The sequence below is a fragment of the Klebsiella ornithinolytica NBRC 105727 = ATCC 31898 genome (assembly GCF_001598295.1).
Lineage (GTDB): Bacteria > Pseudomonadota > Gammaproteobacteria > Enterobacterales > Enterobacteriaceae > Klebsiella > Klebsiella ornithinolytica.
The window spans coordinates 128,285-144,825 of record NZ_BCYR01000005.1; the positions used below are offsets into that span (position 1 = coordinate 128,285).

Genomic DNA, 16,541 nt, shown 5'->3' on the forward strand with positions numbered 1-16,541 from the left:
ACCATTACGATTCTACTGGGGGGTAGTATTTGGTACTGGGGGGGAGTAGAATCCAGACACCCTCCACGACCCAGAATTCGACTCATGACCGACTTTACAACGCTGCTCCAGCAGGGAAACGCCTGGTTCTTCATTCCTGGCGCGGTGCTCCTTGGCGCGCTTCATGGACTGGAACCAGGACATTCAAAAACGATGATGGCGGCCTTCATCATCGCCATCAAAGGGACGGCCAGACAGGCTGCCATGCTCGGGCTCGCAGCCACTCTTTCACACACCGCCATCGTCTGGTTGATTGCTTTTGGCGGAATGTACATCAGTAACCGCTTTACCGCAGAATCAGCTGAGCCGTGGCTGCAGCTGATTTCTGCCATCATCATTCTCGGCACCGCCGTCTGGATGTTCTGCCGAACCTGGAGGGGAGAAAAAGACTGGCTGGCCGCCCGACAGGAGAGCGAACGGCATCATCATGATGAATCAAAACTGATTGATACCGGTCATGGCACAGTGGAACTGTCCATTTTTGAACAAGGTCAGCCGCCACACTGGCGCATACGCACGCTCAGCGGTAAAGAGTGGGATGCCGGTACTGTTTCGTTAGTGACGCAGCGAGAAACGCCCGCTGGTACGCAATCATTTGATTTTGTCGATTGCGGCAGCTATCTGCAGTCAACATCCCCCATTCCGGAACCACATGATTTTGTCGTTCGACTGTCGCTGGGACATCGCGGCCATGTCCATGATTACGATTTGGAATTTTGCGAGCATGAACATACGCACGATCATACGGAACTTGAAGGACTGGATATCAATTCCGCAGAGTACCGGGATGCTCACGAACTGGCCCACGCGCACGACATTGAAAAACGGTTCACCGATAAAGAGGTCACCAACGGGCAGATTTTACTTTTTGGCCTGACCGGCGGATTAATCCCCTGTCCCGCAGCCATTACGGTGATGTTGATTTGTATCCAGATCAAAGCCCTGGCGCTGGGCGCAACGCTGGTGGTAAGTTTTAGTATTGGACTTGCCCTGACGCTGGTGACGGTGGGGGTGGGTGCCGCAATCGGCGTCCGTCAGGTCGCCAGACGCTGGGACGGCTTTCATACCCTTGCCCGCAGAGCGCCCTATTTTTCAAGCCTGCTGATTGCCGTCATGGGGATCTATCTGGCTATCCACAGCGGGATCGTCCTGCTGCGCTAATCCTGTTCATCTTATTCCTCTTGTTCCTCTTCTTCCCGCTGAGTATCAAGAAGATGAACAGGCTGACTGACCATAACCCCGCGGATTAATAGCCGGCGGCTTTATTCGCCGCCTTTATCCGCTCGGTTCTCGCCACTTTTCCTTATGCTCTGGGCACGTGGATACACGCTGCTCTTATATAGCCAGCGATCATCCGTTAAGTCCAGCGCTCGCCCTTCTCGATCGGAAATCACCTTTATATACCGGTGTCCTTCGTAAAAACGACTTCGCCCACATGACATATGCATGGCCGATAACGTTTTTTGTTCTGGCAAGTCCACGTCTTACAGACCAGAACATTATGCCGTCAACCGCATAATATCCAGCTTCGATTATCTATAAGCATAAGTATTACAATAATGCTCATTCAACTGTATGATGTTACTCATCGAATAACCTTAACCGTAGGGAAAACAACATGCCAGATTTTTCTTTAATATTTTTTGGTGCCATTCTATTAAGCTTCCTGGTTTATGTGATAAGAAGCATAATGAAATCACACAATAAAAAAGAAACTATATTTGGTATTTTAATGTGGATAATACTAGCCTTTTCTATAGCATACATTTCTTTTTCAGATAATGCCGTTGAAGCCTTTCTTTACTTATCATCTATATCAGTAATCCTGTTCTTTACAGTAGTCATATTAAGCACCTTAATTGATTTTATACTGATCAAGACATGCATAGCGCGAGCTTTAAAAAAAATACACTCCAAAAAAAACTCGACATCCATGATATATTCAAGCTAAAAAAATCAATTTTTTACTCCAATAAAGCATGGTACATAGCATATTCAACAATCAATGGCTTCACTCTTATAGGCATAAACAAATTCAAAGACAAACCACATTCGAATAAACAGTTTAACATGAAAGCCTTAAGTGGTGAAAATTATCGCACCGACTCAATAGCACCCTTTCAGGAAGAAGAGATGGGTAAAGTCTCTTTCATTTGTCCCTTAAAAGAATTTTATGATTCCGGAAAAGAAAATAGAAAAATAGTTTATGATTATTTATTAAAATTAAAAAATAAAAAGTTCTAGCTTTTTTCTTCTGTCGTCACTATTGAAAACTTGTCCTGTAGAAAGCCCTCAGCGTTAACTGTGAGCTTTAGTCATCCCTGCGACTCAGAAATGCAGGTGTCACGGCGTTCGCTGGATAACAACAAGTCACGCTGCAGCGCGTTTTCGAGGCGTTTATACATCACGCTCTGAACGCCTCGATGTCAATATTCAGGCTAACAGCATAATACTGCCCGGGCATACCAGACAGGTACAGTGATTCTCGGGGGAAAGAGTGGAAAAACTGGTCATATAATGACCAGTTTTGCTGAGGGGTTTTGCAGGAGTTTTGCAGAAGAAATTAAAAACGGTAACCGGCGGAGAACATAAACACCCACGGATCCAGGCGGGTACTGACTTTCTGGTCCACGCCGCCGGCTTTGAATTTCACATCGGTGTCGATATCCATGTACCACACCGACATGTTCAGCAACCAGTCGCGGTTAATCAGGTAATCCAGCCCCACCTGACCTGCCGCACCCCAGGAGTCTTTAAGACTCAGATCGCTCAATCCGGCATTTTTACCGGTGTCATTAAAGTCTGCATTAAAGAAGGTGGTGTAGTTAATACCTGCCCCGATATACGGGCGCACTTTGCTCTGGGCATCGCCAAAGTACCATTGCGCCATCAGCGTTGGCGGCAGCTGATGCACGGTGGCGATGGTCCCGGTCGGGCCGGTGCCAACCTTGTGACGAAATGGCGTAGCCGCCAGCAGTTCAACGCCGATGTTGTCCGTCGCCATATAGGTGAAGGTCAAGCCCAGCTGCGTGTTATTACTGACGTTAAACCCACCCAGACTGCCTAATACGTTATCAGAACCTTCCGTCGGTCGAACGGTGGCAGAACCCGCGCGAATAAAGAACTCCCCGGCTTCATGCGCCCAGACGCTGCCGGAAAGGGTACTCAAAATAATGCCAACCGCTGCTAACTTTTTCATATCCACTTCCTCATTATGGTTATTCAGCGCGGGCCAATATACCCATAACGAGTTACCTTTGATCCGTTCTGGATCACATAAAGTTGTAAGATTTAACATTTATTGATCCAGATTAATTTTTACTTTCATGGCGATACCAAAAAACTCACATTCGCATCAATTTTCACTGTTCGAGTCGCAAAAATTTTTTCCCGCCTCTTGCCGCCCTCGATGCGTCTGGATAATTTATCTGCCGACAATCTGTGTTGATGCGTTTTTATCAGGTGTAATCATGAGTGAAATCAACCCGTGCATGACGTGCGGTGCCTGTTGTGCGTATTTTCGAGTCTCTTTCTACTGGGCGGAAGCCGATGATGCCGGCGGCGTTGTGCCGACCAGGCTTACCGAGCCGCTCACCCCTTTTCTGCGCTGCATGAGCGGCACCAACCAACGACAAATCCGCTGCGCCGCCCTCAAAGGTGAAATCGGTGAATCGGTGCACTGCTCAATTTATCGGCATCGCCCCTCTCCCTGCCGCGAATTCAGCCAGTCCGGTGAAGGCGGCGAGGTAAACGAAGCCTGCAACCGGGCCCGCGCCCGCTACGGCCTGCCGCCGCTCATCCCTCTTTACAAAGATATACTTAGCCTGACAGCGGCAGAGGCTGCTACCTGCGAGGGATTTGCGGTACAATCGCCGGCTAGTTAACACCTGCAATACTCAAGGAGAGTGCATGTCTATCACGGCGAAGACCGTCTACCGTGACACGGGAAATTTTTTTCGTAATCAGTTTGTCACCATTTTGCTGATTGCGTTGTTATGCGCGTTAATTACGGTAGTCCTTGGCCATGCTTTTTCACCCAGTGAAGAGCAGCTCTCGATTCTGAGCGAAGGGGATAATCTGGCGGGGAGCGCCGGGCTGTTTGAGCTGGTACAAAACATGACCCCAGAGCAACAGCAGATCCTGCTGCGCGCCTCGGCCGCATCGACCTTCTCCGGTCTGGTGGGTAATGCCATTCTTGCCGGCGGCGTGCTGCTGATGATTCAGCTGGTCTCCGCCGGACAGCGGGTCAGCGCGCTGCGCGCTATCGGCGCTTCTGCGCCGGTACTGCCAAAGCTGCTGCTGCTGATTCTGTTCACCACCTTTGTGGTGCAGATGGGGATGATGCTGGTGCTGGTACCGGGCGTGCTGCTCGCTATCGTACTGGCTTTTGCCCCTGTCATGCTGGTGCAGGATAAGCTGGGAATTTTTAACGCCATGCGCAGCAGTATGCGTCTGGTGTGGGCCAATATGCGTCTGGTCGCCCCGGCGGTGATTGGCTGGCTGCTGGCGAAAACACTCCTGCTGCTGTTTGCATCCAGCTTTGCGGTACTGACGCCGAACGTCGGCGCGGTGGTAATCAATACGATCAGCAATCTGATATCTGCGCTGTTGCTGATCTATTTGTTCCGCCTGTATATGCTTATCCGCAACTAAATTAACCTGGGCCGGGACTCTTCCGGCCCTATCTGAACGACGGGTCCGATGTATGAAGCAGTTTCTGGATTTTTTACCGCTGGTAGTCTTCTTCGCCTTCTACAAGCTTTACGATATCTACGCCGCAACCACCGCGCTGATTATCGCCACCGCTATTGTGCTGATCTATACCTGGGTACGCTATCGTAAAGTCGAAAAGATGGCGCTGATTACCTTTGTGCTGGTTGCCGTATTTGGCGGCCTGACCATTTTCTTCCATAACGATGAGTTTATAAAATGGAAGGTCACGGTCATCTACGCTCTGTTTGCCGGCGCTTTGCTGTTCAGCCAATGGGTGATGAAAAAACCATTGATTCAACGCATGCTCGGGAAAGAGCTGACCCTGCCACAGCAGGTCTGGTCGCGTCTGAATCTCGCCTGGGCGCTGTTTTTTATTCTCTGCGGTCTGGCCAATATCTACATCGCCTTCTGGTTGCCGCAGAATATCTGGGTCAACTTCAAGGTCTTCGGCCTGACGGCGCTGACGCTGGTCTTCACGCTGTTGAGCGGCGTATACATCTATCGCCATATGCCGCAGGACGATAACCACTAATTAAGAAGCGGGGGTAGCGCTTCTGCCCCCGCCCTTCTTTGCGCGGCATGTTCCCCTCTCATCGTCTTGTTCTCGTTTTCAGCATGGGCAACCATCTCTCTTAAGCATCGCCTGACTTGCCGTTTCCCTGTCCCGACTTTTGTGCAGAAAACGCTTCAGCTGACGCGTTTCACCTTGTAAAATGAGCCTCACAGGGGATGGCATTCCCCCTTGAACCGCCATGTGGCTAATGATGCCTGCTTTTTATTCCCGGACCGGGAATGAGCAGGCATATCTATCATGCAGGCAACGCGTCCGGGATGGTCAACCCTCTAAGGATTCGTTCATGCGATCGCTTCATACTTCACCTCTCACCACGCTCTTGTTCCTCGGACAGTGGCTTTTTATCGCCTTTATCGTTGCCGTTCTTGCGGGGAGCGCATCCGCCGCCTTCCTCTTTTCCCTTGAGTGGGCAACGGCCAGCCGCGAAAGCCATCGCTGGATGATTTGGCTGTTACCCGTTGCCGGCTTCAGCGTCGGCTGGGTTTATCTCCGCTATGGTAGCCGCGTCGAGGCCGGTAATAATCTCATTCTGGAAGAGATCCATCACCCCGCTCAGGTCATTCCTCTGCGGATGGCGCCGCTGGCAGCGTGGGATTTTTGTGGCAAGCTGATCTTTACCGTTATCTCGCTGGGAAGCGGTTTTAAAGGCGGGGAAGTGACGCCGCTGTTCTACATCGGCGCGACGCTCGGCAATACGTTAGCACCGCTGATGCACCTGCCTGTCGGGTTCCTCGCGGGTCTCGGCTTCGTGGCCCTGTTTGCCGGCGCGGCCAATACGCCCGTCGCTTCTACGCTGATGGCCATTGAACTGTTTGGCGCAGAGATCGGCGTGTATGCCGCGCTGGCCTGCGTGGTGGCCTACCTGGTCTCCGGCTATACGGGGATCTACCGGGCGCAGCGGATTGCCGGCCCAAAACACCGTGTCGTACCGACCGGTATCCGTCTGGCGGAGCTTCCGGCCTGGCATCAGCGGCAAACGCCCGCCGCGTCTGAGACGAAAGAAGACAAACATCCTTCCCGGTAAGCCGCCCGCTCTGCGCCGCATTCCCGCGGCGCGGACCCCCATCCCCTGCTGCCGCCGTCAACCCCGCCTGTTTATTCACCTTTCTGCTATAACCCGGCAAAGTTGCGCCAATTGTGAGGATTTAATGAAGATTCATTTGCATGCATTGAAATGATAATAATTATCATTGATATTCGCAGTCTCAATTTTTAACGCTTTGATATGGATATTTACAATGAGACCGCAAAACTATTATGCCATTACGCCACTCGCGCTGGTATTTGCTGGCTTTCTGACGCCCGACGCCTTTGCTGAGGAAGCGGAACGCGATACCGAAACAATGGTGGTACACAGCACGGCTGAAGAAGCACTCAAGCAGCAGCCGGGGGTATCTGTCATCACCGCTGAAGATATTGCCCGCGATCCACCGGTTAACGATCTGTCGGAAATCATTCGTAAAATGCCCGGCGTCAATTTAACCGGCAACAGCGCCAGCGGCAGCCGGGGTAACAACCGGCAGATCGATATTCGCGGAATGGGGCCGGAGAACACCCTTATCCTGATCGATGGCGTTCCGGTGACATCCCGTAACTCGGTACGCTACAGCTGGCGCGGCGAACGTGATACCCGCGGGGATAGCAACTGGGTGCCACCGGAGATGGTCGAACGCATTGAAGTTCTGCGCGGCCCGGCAGCAGCCCGCTACGGATCCGGTGCCGCCGGCGGCGTGGTCAATATCATTACTAAACGCCCCACTAACGACTGGCATGGCTCGCTATCGTTTTATACCAACCAGCCGGAAAACAACAAAGAGGGGGCGACGAATCGCGCCAACTTTAGCCTCAACGGACCGTTGGCCGGCGATGCGCTGACCATGCGTCTGTACGGTAACATCAATAAAACCGATGCTGACGCCTGGGACATTAACCATGCCCAAAATGGTTCGTACGCCGCCGGTCGCGAAGGGGTGCGCAACAAGGACATCAACGCCCTACTGTCATGGAAACTGACGCCACAGCAGATTGTCGATTTTAACTACGCCTATAGCCGCCAGGGCAATATTTACGCCGGCGATACCCAATACAGCAACGGTAACCTCAGCCCCGATGGCCTGGTCAGCGAGCTGTATGGCCACGAAACCAACCGTCTGTATCGCCAGTCCTGGGGGCTGACCTATAACGGAATCTGGGACTGGGGCCAGTCCAAAGCCGGAGTCTATTACGAGAAAACCAATAACACGCGTCTGCAGGAAGGTTCTACCGGCCGCGTGGAGGGGATGATCAACAGCAATGAGTACGCCACCAGCCGCCTCGAATCCTGGCGTTCAACCGGCGAGCTGAATCTCCCCTTCCACTGGCTGGCCGACCAGACCCTGACCCTCGGGATGGAGTGGAACCGCGATGAACTCAACGACCCGGCCTCCATGCAGGCAACCAACGTTACTGGCGAGACCATCCCTGGCACCTCAGGCGAGGCCTCCCAGCGCAGCACCACCAACAGCGCTACCCTCACGGGTCTCTACCTGGAAGATAATATTGAGGCAACGCCGGGCACCAATATCATCCCCGGACTGCGTTTCGACTACCACAATGAATTTGGCAGTAACTGGAGCCCAAGCCTGAACCTGGCGCAGGAGCTTGGTGAGATGTTCAAAGTCAAAGCCGGCATTGCGCGTGTCTTCAAGGCGCCAAACCTGTACCAGTCCAGCGAAGGCTATCTGCTGTCGACCCGCGGCAACGGCTGCCCGAACACCATCAGCAACGGCAGCTGCTACCTGCTCGGTAACCCGGACCTCGATCCGGAAATCAGCATCAATAAAGAGCTCGGCCTTGAATTTAACCTCAACGGCTATAACGCAGGCGTAACGTGGTTCCGTAACGATTATAAAAACAAAATCGTCTCCGGTACCGATGTGCTGGGCTATACCTCGAGCGGCAACAATATCCTGCAATGGCAAAACGGCGGCAAAGCGATCGTCGAAGGGCTGGAAGGTACCCTGCTCATCCCGATTGTGGCCGATACGCTGGACTGGCGAACCAATGCGACCTATATGATCAAATCGGAGAACAAAGATACCGGTAATCCGCTGTCGGTGATCCCGAAATATACGATTAACACCATGCTGGACTGGCAGGTCAACAGCAAGCTTTCGGCGAACGTCAACTGGACGATGTACGGCCGGCAGAAACCGCGTCAGTATGCGGAGATCCGCAACGAGACCGGCACGCTCGCCACGAATGAAATCGGTGCCTATTCCGTTGTCGGTATCGGTGCGAACTACCAGCTGCTGAAAGATCTTCGCCTGAATGCCGGCATCAGCAACCTGTTCGATAAGCAAATTTATCGCGAAAACGCGGGCGCTTCGACCTATAACGAACCCGGACGCGCCTATTACGCTGGCGTCACCCTCTCCTTCTGAATGCCCACGCCCGCAGCCGCGGGCGTATTCCCCTGTTTTCTCCCTGCCATTTTCATAGTAGCATCGCGCTGATCTTCTTTGACCAGCACAGAGTACAGAATGACAACAACAGATCTCACCCCGAAGGGCGAAATGGTTTTACGCACCCTGGCAATGCCAGCAGACACGAACGCCAATGGCGATATTTTTGGCGGCTGGTTGATGTCGCAGATGGATATCGGCGGCGCGATCATGGCCAAAGAGATTGCGCAGGGTCGCGTAGTGACCGTGCGCGTTGACGGAATGACCTTTTTACGGCCGGTGGCCGTGGGCGACGTGGTGTGCTGCTACGCACGCTGCGTGAAACGCGGCAACACCTCTATCACCATCAACATCGAAGTCTGGGTGAAGAAAGTGTCGTCTGAGCCGATTGGTCAACGTTATAAAGCCACGGAAGCCCTGTTTATCTATGTGGCGGTCGACAATCAGGGCAAGCCACGCGCGATACCTGGCGAATAAAAAAAGTGCCCGGCGTGCCGGGCCATTTTTTACAAGAATCCGAGCAGCGAGAAGAACACATAGCCGAGAACAATCATGATCACCGGCAGGATATACAGCGGGAAGTACTGCACCAGAATCGTATGCCGGGGTACCACAATACGCTCCGCAATTTGCTCACGCGTGAGCCCTTCCGGCCCCTTAGCCTGTTCAAGAATCAGCTGATTTTCCACCCCTTCACGCAGGAACTTCGCCTGGCGGCTCATGCGCGCGCCTGACGCCTGCAGCGCCATGCCAACAAACACCAGAATATAGATAATCCAGAAGCCAATATTCAGGCTGTGTTTAAAATCCGGCAGCGGCGAGTTGTACCAGAAAAAGTTGAGGAACGGGGTATTAAAACGCATCATTTCAATCATGACGTGCGCAAAATCCATCAGCACCGCATCAATGCCCGGTTTTTTTTCGCTGTGTTCATACATAAACTTCAGTACCGAAATCAGCGTTGAAATCACCGCAGGTATAAAAATAACCCACCCTAAAATACGTTTAAGCACTGCAATGCGTCCAGCTTGTTGATACGTCATGGATTCCCCTTGTTTAAGACGCCTTCATCACCGTCTAAGTCTACCCTCACCGGCGAATTTCGCCCAATAATGCGCGGTATGATATACCATGAGGACAAATTCGTTATCTACTTGCGCTACAGGAGAAGGACTTATGTCAGCCAGGCGACAAATTCATGCCGCTATTTTCGATATGGATGGATTACTGATTGATTCCGAACCGCTATGGGATCAGGCGGAGCTGGAGGTTATTGAAAGCCTCGGCGTCGATATCAGCCGCCGCGATGAGCTGCCCGATATGCTGGGGTTGCGCATCGATTTAGTGGTGGATCTGTGGTTTGCCCAGCAGCCATGGAAAGGCGCGGACCGTGCTGAAGTCACCGCGCGGATTATCAGCCGCGCGATTGAGCTGGTTGAGGCCTCCCGCCCTCTGTTACCCGGCGTACGAGAAGCCGTCGCCTTATGTAAGGCACAAGGGTTAAAGGTTGGCCTCGCATCGGCCTCGCCGCTGCGGATGCTGGAAAAGGTCCTCACCATGTTCGAGCTGCGCGAGCAGTTTGACGCCCTCTCCTCTGCCGAATCGCTGCCGTACAGCAAGCCCCATCCTCAGGTCTATCTCAACTGTGCCGCCAGCCTGGGCGTGGACCCAATGGCCTGCGTCGCGCTGGAAGATTCGGTCAACGGAATGATCGCCAGTAAGGCAGCCCGCATGCGCTCTATCGTCGTTCCGGCCGAGGAAAATCGTCACGATCCGCGTTTTGTGCTGGCAGACGTTAAGCTCACGACGCTGGAGTCACTCACCGCCACCGATCTCTGCGGCCTGCTTTCCGGCCAGCGGTAGGCGTCCAGCGGTTGAACAATCACAAAAATAAAACGATGTTTCATTTTTAATTGTTTTTCCGCTCAGCACCCTCTATGCTTGAAAAAACGGCGTGGTTAAACGCATAAATCAGCATACAGAGGTGCATATGGTACTTAACGCCTTCGACCTGACGGGTAAGGTCGCTATCGTGACGGGATGTGACACCGGACTGGGCCAGGGAATGACGCTGGCCCTTGCCCAGGCCGGCTGCGATATCGTCGGCGTCAATCGTAAGATCCCACAGCAAACGGCCGAACAGGTGCTGGCGCTGGGACGTCGATTTACCGCCATTCAGGCTGACCTCAGCCGCCAGGATGCCATCGCCGACATCGTCGCGAAAGCCGTCTCCGCCATGGGCCGGGTGGACATTCTGGTTAATAACGCCGGTACGATACGCCGCGCCGATGCGCTCACCTTTAGCGAAAAAGAGTGGGACGACGTCCTCAATCTCAACCTCAAGTCGGTATTCTTTTTATCGCAGGCGGTCGCCAGGCAGTTTATTCGCCAGGGCAGCGGCGGAAAGATCATTAACATCGCGTCCATGCTCTCGTTCCAGGGCGGGATTCGCGTCCCCTCGTATACTGCCTCAAAAAGCGGCGTGCTCGGTTTAACCCGCCTGATGGCCAACGAATGGGCCGGACAGAATATCAACGTCAATGCCATCGCCCCCGGGTACATGGCCACCGATAATACCCGGCAGTTACGCGATGATGCCGATCGCAGTAAAGAGATCCTCGACCGTATCCCGGCCGGGCGCTGGGGCGTCCCGGATGATTTACAGGGCCCGGTCGTGTTCCTGGCGTCGCAGGCAGCGGATTACATCAATGGATATACGCTGGCGGTTGATGGCGGCTGGCTGGCGCGTTAATAATTTTGTGACAAAGAGTTACACCGTCACCTCTTTCACACACTGTATAAAAACCCTATACTGTATGAATTGACAGTTTAGGGTTTTTATCATGACGGCGGAAGGCCATCTCTTCTTTTCTATCGCCTGTGCGGTATTTGCGAAAAATGCGGAATTAACCCCCGTTCTGGCACAGGGTGACTGGTGGCATATTGTTCCCTCAGCGGTACTGACCTGCCTGCTGCCGGATATCGATCATCCGAAGTCATTTCTCGGGCAGCGGCTAAGCTGGATATCGAAGCCCGTCGCCCGCGCCTTTGGCCACCGCGGGTTCACCCATAGCCTGCTGGCGGTTTTTGGCGCAATCACGCTGTTTTATCTGAAAGTGCCGGAAAGCTGGTTCGTGCCCGCCGATGCCGTGCAGGGACTGGTGCTTGGCTATCTCAGCCATATTCTTGCCGATATGCTCACCCCGGCGGGCGTACCGCTACTGTGGCCCTGCCGCTGGCGCTTCCGCCTGCCGATCCTCGCGCCGCGAAAAGGCAACCAGCTGGAGCGGGCGCTGTGCATGGCGCTGTTCGTTTATGCCGTATGGATGCCGCAAACTTTCGCTGAGAACAGCGCCGTGCGCTGGTCTTCGGGGATGATTAATTCACTGCAGATCACCTTTAATCGTTTTATTAGTCACCAGACCGGACGATAAACAGGCAAAACAGTAAAAATAGTTATAACCCATTCCATTTGAATATAAGTAATGAATTCCTCTTCTGCTAACCTTGCGCCATTAGAGCTGGTAACAGACCAGCCAGATAAAAACCTATCAGGAGAACGGGGATGAATTTTCCATTAATAGCGAACGTTATCGTGTTCGCGGTTTTGCTGTTTGCGCTGGGGCAAACCCGCCACAAACAGTGGAGCCTCGCCAAAAAAGTACTGCTCGGCCTCGTCATTGGCGTGGTGTTCGGCCTGGCGCTGCAGTTGATTTATGGTTCCGACAGCCAGGTGCTGAAAGACTCCATTCAATGGTTCAATATCGTCGGCAATGGCTATGTCCAGCTGCTGCAGATGATCGTCATGCCGCTGGTTTTCGCTTCTATTCTCAGCGCCGTTGCTCGCCTGCATAATGCCTCGCAGCTGGGGAAAATCAGCTTCCTGAGTATCGGTACCCTGCTGTTCACCACGCTGATTGCGGCGCTGGTCGGCGTGCTGGTGACCAACCTGTTCGGCCTGAGCGCCGAAGGTCTGGTGCAGGGCAGCGCGGAAACCGCGCGTCTGAATGCGATTCAGAGCAACTATGTCGGTAAAGTCGCTGACCTGAGCGTACCGCAGCTGATCCTCTCTTTTGTACCGAAGAACCCGTTTGCCGATCTGACCGGTGCGAACCCGACCTCGATCATTAGCATCGTTATCTTCTCCGCCTTCCTCGGCGTCGCCGCGCTGAAACTGCTGAAAGATGACGTTGAAAAGGGCCAGCGCGTCCTGACCGCGATCGACACCCTGCAGAGCTGGGTGATGAAGCTGGTACGTCTGGTGATGCAGTTAACGCCGTACGGCGTGCTGGCGCTGATGACCAAAGTGGTGGCCGGTTCCAATCTGCAGGACATCATCAAACTCGGTAGCTTCGTGATTGCCTCCTATATTGGCCTCGGCATTATGTTTGTGGTTCACGGTCTGCTGCTGGCGATTAACGGCGTGAGCCCGCTGAAATATTTCCGCAAGGTGTGGCCGGTCCTGACGTTCGCCTTCACCAGCCGCTCCAGCGCCGCGTCGATCCCGCTGAATGTCGAAGCGCAAACCCGTCGCCTGGGCGTACCGGAATCCATTGCCAGCTTCTCAGCCTCCTTTGGCGCAACCATCGGTCAGAACGGTTGTGCGGGTCTCTACCCGGCGATGCTGGCCGTCATGGTGGCACCGACTGTCGGTATCAACCCGTTTGATCCGCTGTGGATCGCCACGCTGGTCGGCATCGTCACCGTGAGCTCCGCAGGGGTTGCAGGAGTCGGCGGCGGCGCAACGTTCGCGGCGCTGATCGTCCTGCCGGCCATGGGCCTGCCGGTGACTCTGGTGGCGCTGCTTATTTCCGTCGAACCGCTGATCGACATGGGCCGTACGGCATTGAACGTGAACGGCTCAATGACGGCCGGTACCCTGACCAGCCAATGGCTGCGCCAGACCGACAAAACGATTCTCGACAGCGAAGAAGACGCCGAACTGGCGCATCGCTAAGCCAACAGGCACAAAAAAACCGCAGATAGCCATCTGCGGTTTTTTTTATTTCTCGCTACCCTCTCATGAGGTGATTTCGCCTTCCTGGCGCATCTGCATGGCCCAGCGCTGCGCCGCTTCCGGGACGCTAAACGCTGGCGAGCGGCGGAAATGTTCGCCCATCAGCACAAAGGCGACATACTTGCCGCGCAACAGCCACACATCGCGAAAACCGTCCATTTTGACGGCGTGTTCCGGAGGGGCGGGCTCCACCCGAGGCACGTAGCTAATGACAGGGCGGTTTTGTTGGCGAAGTGTTTTCATAACCAATAGATTCACTAAACAAAGCGGGAAACAGAAACAGCTATCATAGCCGATTGCCCTGCCTTTCGTCGCCCCTTACGTGTGTTCTGCCCGCCGGGCAATAGTTTTCACGCCTCCTGCCGGCTCATCTGGTGAGATGCTCTATAGTTAGAAGGGTTTTGGTACCGCAACGACCATTTTTCAGTAATGAAAACAGGAGACGAGCAATGTCTGATCAGAACCATAAACCACAAAACCACAAAGCGCCTCATGACGGCAGCGAATCACAACCCGGACTGGACGCTCTGGCTCCGGGCGATCAATCATGGCGCCCGACGCCGCATCCCACGGCTCCCGGAGAAGAACCCAGCGCGCCGGGAAGCCTCAAAGCGCCCGATATCCACAGCAGCAAACTTGACGCGCTGGCTCACCAGCGCAAAGGCAGCGAAAACGTCCCCCTGACCACCAATCAAGGGGTACGGATTGCCGACGATCAGAATTCGCTCCGCGCGGGGAACCGGGGCCCCACGCTGCTGGAAGACTTTATTCTGCGTGAAAAAATAACCCACTTTGACCATGAGCGGATCCCGGAGCGAATCGTCCATGCGCGCGGGTCGGCGGCGCACGGCTATTTTCAGTCCTATCGCAGCCTGCGCGACGTGACGAAAGCGGATTTTCTCTGCGATCCCGCGAGGAAAACCCCGGTATTCGTCCGTTTCTCTACCGTCCAGGGCGGCGCCGGCTCGGCCGATACGGTGCGCGATATTCGCGGCTTCGCCACTAAATTTTATACCGATGAAGGCATTTTTGACCTCGTCGGGAACAACACGCCGATCTTCTTCATCCAGGATGCGCTGAAATTCCCCGATTTCGTTCATGCGGTGAAGCCGGAACCACACTGGGCTATCCCGCAGGGACAAAGCGCTCACGACACCTTCTGGGATTACGTCTCTCTACAGCCGGAAACGTTACATAACGTGATGTGGGCAATGTCCGATCGCGGCATACCGCGCAGCTATCGCACCATGGAAGGATTTGGTATTCACACCTTCCGCCTGATCAATGCCGAAGGTAAGGCTACCTTTGTTCGTTTTCACTGGAAACCGGTGGCCGGTAAAGCCTCTTTGCTCTGGGATGAGTCGCAAAAGCTGACCGGTCGGGATCCGGATTTCCATCGCCGCGATCTGTGGGAAGCGATAGAAGCCGGCGATTATCCGGAGTATGAGCTGGGTCTGCAGCTGATCCCGGAAGAGGATGAACAGGCGTTTGACTTCGATCTGCTGGATCCCACTAAGCTGATCCCCGAAGCGCTGGTCCCGGTACAGAGGGTCGGGAAAATGGTGCTTAACCGCAACCCGGATAACTTCTTTGCCGAAAACGAACAGGCGGCGTTCCATCCAGGCCATATCGTACCGGGGATAGATTTCAGCAACGACCCGTTACTGCAGGGGCGGCTATTTTCGTATACCGATACCCAGATCAGCCGGCTGGGTGGGCCTAATTTCCATGAAATCCCGATTAATAAACCCACCTGCCCGTATCACAACTTCCAGCGCGATGGCATGCACCGGATGGATATTGATACCAACCCCGCCAACTACGAGCCAAACTCGATCAACGATAACTGGCCGCGCGAAACGCCACCGGCCCCTAAGCGCGGCGGTTTTGAGTCGTACGCTGAACGCGTCGACGGTGAGAAAATTCGCCAGCGTAGCCCCTCGTTCGCCGAGTATTACGCCCACCCGCTGCTGTTCTGGCGCAGCCAGACCCCGGTTGAGCAGCAGCATATTATTGATGCCTTTAGCTTCGAGTTAAGCAAAGTTGTCCGGGTATGGATCCGCGAACGGGTGGTCGATCAGCTGGCGCACATCGATATCCCGCTGGCGCAGGCCGTCGGCAAAAATTCAGGCATCGCGCTGAGCGACGAACAGTGCAAGATTACCCCGCCGCCGGACGTGAACGGGGTGAAAAAGGATCCCAGCCTGAGCCTGTATGCCATCCCCGGCGGGGAGATCAAGGGCCGCGTCGTCGCCGTGCTGCTCAACGAGCGCCCGGCAGCGCAGGATGTGCTGACCCTGCTGCAATCCCTGAAGGCGAAAGGGGTTCATCCCCGATTGCTTTATTCACGGATGGGGGAAGTGATTGCCGATGACGGCACGCGGCTGCCCATCTCCGGGACCTTTAGCGGCTCGCCATCGCTGACGGTCGATGCGGTCATCGTCCCGGGTGGCGACATGTCCCTTCTCAGCAACAGCGGGGAGCTACATTACTACCTGCTGGAGGCCTATAAGCATTTAAAACCGATCGTGCTGGCGGGCGACGGGCGCCAGTTTAAGGCTCTGCTGCAGGTCGCCACTCAGGGGGAGGAAGGACTTGTCGAGGCGGACGCCATTGACGCTCCGGCGATGGATACGCTGTTCACGCTGATGGCCGCGCATCGGGTGTGGTCGCGCGCCGGCAAAACGGCGGCGATTCCGGCCTGACAGAAAAGGACGGCGCGGGATCCCCCTCGCCGGATCTCCGACGCACGGGT

16 protein-coding genes, 1 pseudogene and 1 riboswitch are annotated in these 16,541 nt (G+C 54.4%); of the genes and pseudogenes, 13 read left to right on the forward strand and 4 right to left on the reverse strand.

All coding sequences use genetic code 11. The annotated features are described in order from the left end of the window. Positions 1–84 precede the first annotated feature (84 nt). Positions 85–1,200 carry a nickel/cobalt efflux protein RcnA gene (locus ROR01S_RS12180; protein ID WP_032717276.1) on the forward strand — a complete coding sequence of 372 codons (1,116 nt, stop codon included), beginning with the start codon at positions 85–87 and terminating at the stop codon, positions 1,198–1,200. A gap of 185 nt (positions 1,201–1,385) precedes the next feature. Here ROR01S_RS12180 and ROR01S_RS27535 read toward each other — a convergent pair. Then, a pseudogene (locus tag ROR01S_RS27535) lies at positions 1,386–1,557 on the reverse strand (ISL3 family transposase); the annotation flags it as partial. A gap of 552 nt (positions 1,558–2,109) precedes the next feature. Between ROR01S_RS27535 and ROR01S_RS27065 the strand changes: the two are divergent. Further along, positions 2,110–2,283, forward strand: coding sequence for a hypothetical protein (locus tag ROR01S_RS27065; protein WP_155728886.1), 174 nt, complete (start codon positions 2,110–2,112; stop codon positions 2,281–2,283). A 319-nt stretch (positions 2,284–2,602) separates the two neighbouring features. Here ROR01S_RS27065 and ompW read toward each other — a convergent pair whose 3' ends face one another. Then, a complete protein-coding gene (gene ompW, locus ROR01S_RS12190) occupies positions 2,603–3,238 on the reverse strand; it encodes an outer membrane protein OmpW (RefSeq protein ID WP_032717271.1) in 636 nt (211 codons plus the stop codon). 271 nt (positions 3,239–3,509) lie between these two features. Between ompW and ROR01S_RS12195 the strand changes: the two genes are divergently transcribed. The 6 genes from ROR01S_RS12195 to yciA all read left to right on the forward strand — a co-directional run bounded on the left by ROR01S_RS12195 (position 3,510) and on the right by yciA (position 9,246). Beyond that, entirely contained in the window at positions 3,510–3,923 is a 414-nt protein-coding gene (locus ROR01S_RS12195) for a YkgJ family cysteine cluster protein (protein WP_004860973.1), read from the forward strand. Positions 3,924–3,948: 25 nt separating this feature from the next. After that, entirely contained in the window at positions 3,949–4,692 is a 744-nt protein-coding gene (locus tag ROR01S_RS12200) for a YciC family protein (protein ID WP_004860970.1), read from the forward strand. A 52-nt stretch (positions 4,693–4,744) separates the two neighbouring features. Continuing rightward, complete coding sequence (locus ROR01S_RS12205) at positions 4,745–5,284, forward strand: septation protein A (RefSeq protein ID WP_004860967.1); 540 nt, start codon at positions 4,745–4,747, stop codon at positions 5,282–5,284. Between the two features lie 184 nt (positions 5,285–5,468). Then, a riboswitch (Fluoride riboswitch) is annotated at positions 5,469–5,530 on the forward strand. Between the two features lie 79 nt (positions 5,531–5,609). After that, positions 5,610–6,350 carry a chloride channel protein gene (locus ROR01S_RS12210; protein ID WP_064359524.1) on the forward strand — a complete coding sequence of 247 codons (741 nt, stop codon included), beginning with the start codon at positions 5,610–5,612 and terminating at the stop codon, positions 6,348–6,350. Between the two features lie 214 nt (positions 6,351–6,564). Then, positions 6,565–8,748: a TonB-dependent siderophore receptor gene (locus ROR01S_RS12215; protein ID WP_004860958.1), complete on the forward strand. Its 2,184-nt coding sequence runs from the start codon at positions 6,565–6,567 to the stop codon at positions 8,746–8,748. A 99-nt stretch (positions 8,749–8,847) separates the two neighbouring features. Further along, on the forward strand, positions 8,848–9,246 hold the full coding sequence (gene yciA / locus ROR01S_RS12220; protein WP_004860955.1) for an acyl-CoA thioester hydrolase YciA: 399 nt from the start codon (positions 8,848–8,850) through the stop codon (positions 9,244–9,246). Positions 9,247–9,275: 29 nt separating this feature from the next. Here yciA and ROR01S_RS12225 read toward each other — a convergent pair whose 3' ends face one another. Further along, on the reverse strand, positions 9,276–9,812 hold the full coding sequence (locus ROR01S_RS12225) for a YniB family protein (RefSeq protein WP_064359525.1): 537 nt from the start codon (positions 9,810–9,812) through the stop codon (positions 9,276–9,278). 133 nt (positions 9,813–9,945) lie between these two features. On the opposite strand from ROR01S_RS12225, the gene hxpB reads away from it, so the two are divergent. The 4 genes from hxpB (at position 9,946) to ROR01S_RS12245 (ending at position 13,726) form a co-directional block, all read left to right on the forward strand. After that, positions 9,946–10,632 carry a hexitol phosphatase HxpB gene (gene hxpB, locus ROR01S_RS12230; RefSeq protein WP_004860949.1) on the forward strand — a complete coding sequence of 229 codons (687 nt, stop codon included), beginning with the start codon at positions 9,946–9,948 and terminating at the stop codon, positions 10,630–10,632. Positions 10,633–10,759: 127 nt separating this feature from the next. Then, entirely contained in the window at positions 10,760–11,521 is a 762-nt protein-coding gene (gene kduD, locus ROR01S_RS12235; RefSeq protein ID WP_044350896.1) for a 2-dehydro-3-deoxy-D-gluconate 5-dehydrogenase KduD, read from the forward strand. A gap of 91 nt (positions 11,522–11,612) precedes the next feature. Further along, entirely contained in the window at positions 11,613–12,203 is a 591-nt protein-coding gene (locus ROR01S_RS12240; RefSeq protein ID WP_004860944.1) for a metal-dependent hydrolase, read from the forward strand. 131 nt (positions 12,204–12,334) lie between these two features. Further along, positions 12,335–13,726, forward strand: a complete 1,392-nt coding sequence (locus ROR01S_RS12245; RefSeq protein ID WP_004860941.1) for an L-cystine transporter — start codon at positions 12,335–12,337, stop codon at positions 13,724–13,726. Positions 13,727–13,789: 63 nt separating this feature from the next. Here the strand turns inward: ROR01S_RS12245 and cedA are convergent, their stop codons facing one another. Further along, positions 13,790–14,029, reverse strand: coding sequence for a cell division activator CedA (cedA, locus tag ROR01S_RS12250; RefSeq protein ID WP_004860939.1), 240 nt, complete (start codon positions 14,027–14,029; stop codon positions 13,790–13,792). Positions 14,030–14,235: 206 nt separating this feature from the next. On the opposite strand from cedA, the gene katE reads away from it, so the two are divergent. Next, a complete protein-coding gene (gene katE / locus ROR01S_RS12255; RefSeq protein WP_064359526.1) occupies positions 14,236–16,491 on the forward strand; it encodes a catalase HPII in 2,256 nt (751 codons plus the stop codon). Positions 16,492–16,541: the final 50 nt, after the last annotated feature.

Excerpts from the sequence above, each read along its gene's own strand:
- ROR01S_RS12195 (WP_004860973.1), top strand. The coding sequence starts at position 3,510 with ATGAGTGAAATCAACCCGTGCATGACGTGCGGTGCCTGTTGTGCGTAT.
- ROR01S_RS12215 (WP_004860958.1), top strand. The coding sequence starts at position 6,565 with ATGAGACCGCAAAACTATTATGCCATTACGCCACTCGCGCTGGTATTT.
- cedA (WP_004860939.1), bottom strand. The coding sequence starts at position 14,029 with ATGAAAACACTTCGCCAACAAAACCGCCCTGTCATTAGCTACGTGCCT.
- ROR01S_RS12240 (WP_004860944.1), top strand. The coding sequence starts at position 11,613 with ATGACGGCGGAAGGCCATCTCTTCTTTTCTATCGCCTGTGCGGTATTT.
- katE (WP_064359526.1), top strand. The coding sequence starts at position 14,236 with ATGTCTGATCAGAACCATAAACCACAAAACCACAAAGCGCCTCATGAC.
- ompW (WP_032717271.1), bottom strand. The coding sequence starts at position 3,238 with ATGAAAAAGTTAGCAGCGGTTGGCATTATTTTGAGTACCCTTTCCGGC.
- ROR01S_RS12205 (WP_004860967.1), top strand. The coding sequence starts at position 4,745 with ATGAAGCAGTTTCTGGATTTTTTACCGCTGGTAGTCTTCTTCGCCTTC.
- ROR01S_RS12225 (WP_064359525.1), bottom strand. The coding sequence starts at position 9,812 with ATGACGTATCAACAAGCTGGACGCATTGCAGTGCTTAAACGTATTTTA.
- ROR01S_RS12245 (WP_004860941.1), top strand. The coding sequence starts at position 12,335 with ATGAATTTTCCATTAATAGCGAACGTTATCGTGTTCGCGGTTTTGCTG.
- ROR01S_RS12180 (WP_032717276.1), top strand. The coding sequence starts at position 85 with ATGACCGACTTTACAACGCTGCTCCAGCAGGGAAACGCCTGGTTCTTC.
- hxpB (WP_004860949.1), top strand. The coding sequence starts at position 9,946 with ATGTCAGCCAGGCGACAAATTCATGCCGCTATTTTCGATATGGATGGA.
- ROR01S_RS27065 (WP_155728886.1), top strand. The coding sequence starts at position 2,110 with ATGAAAGCCTTAAGTGGTGAAAATTATCGCACCGACTCAATAGCACCC.
- ROR01S_RS12200 (WP_004860970.1), top strand. The coding sequence starts at position 3,949 with ATGTCTATCACGGCGAAGACCGTCTACCGTGACACGGGAAATTTTTTT.
- kduD (WP_044350896.1), top strand. The coding sequence starts at position 10,760 with ATGGTACTTAACGCCTTCGACCTGACGGGTAAGGTCGCTATCGTGACG.
- yciA (WP_004860955.1), top strand. The coding sequence starts at position 8,848 with ATGACAACAACAGATCTCACCCCGAAGGGCGAAATGGTTTTACGCACC.
- ROR01S_RS12210 (WP_064359524.1), top strand. The coding sequence starts at position 5,610 with ATGCGATCGCTTCATACTTCACCTCTCACCACGCTCTTGTTCCTCGGA.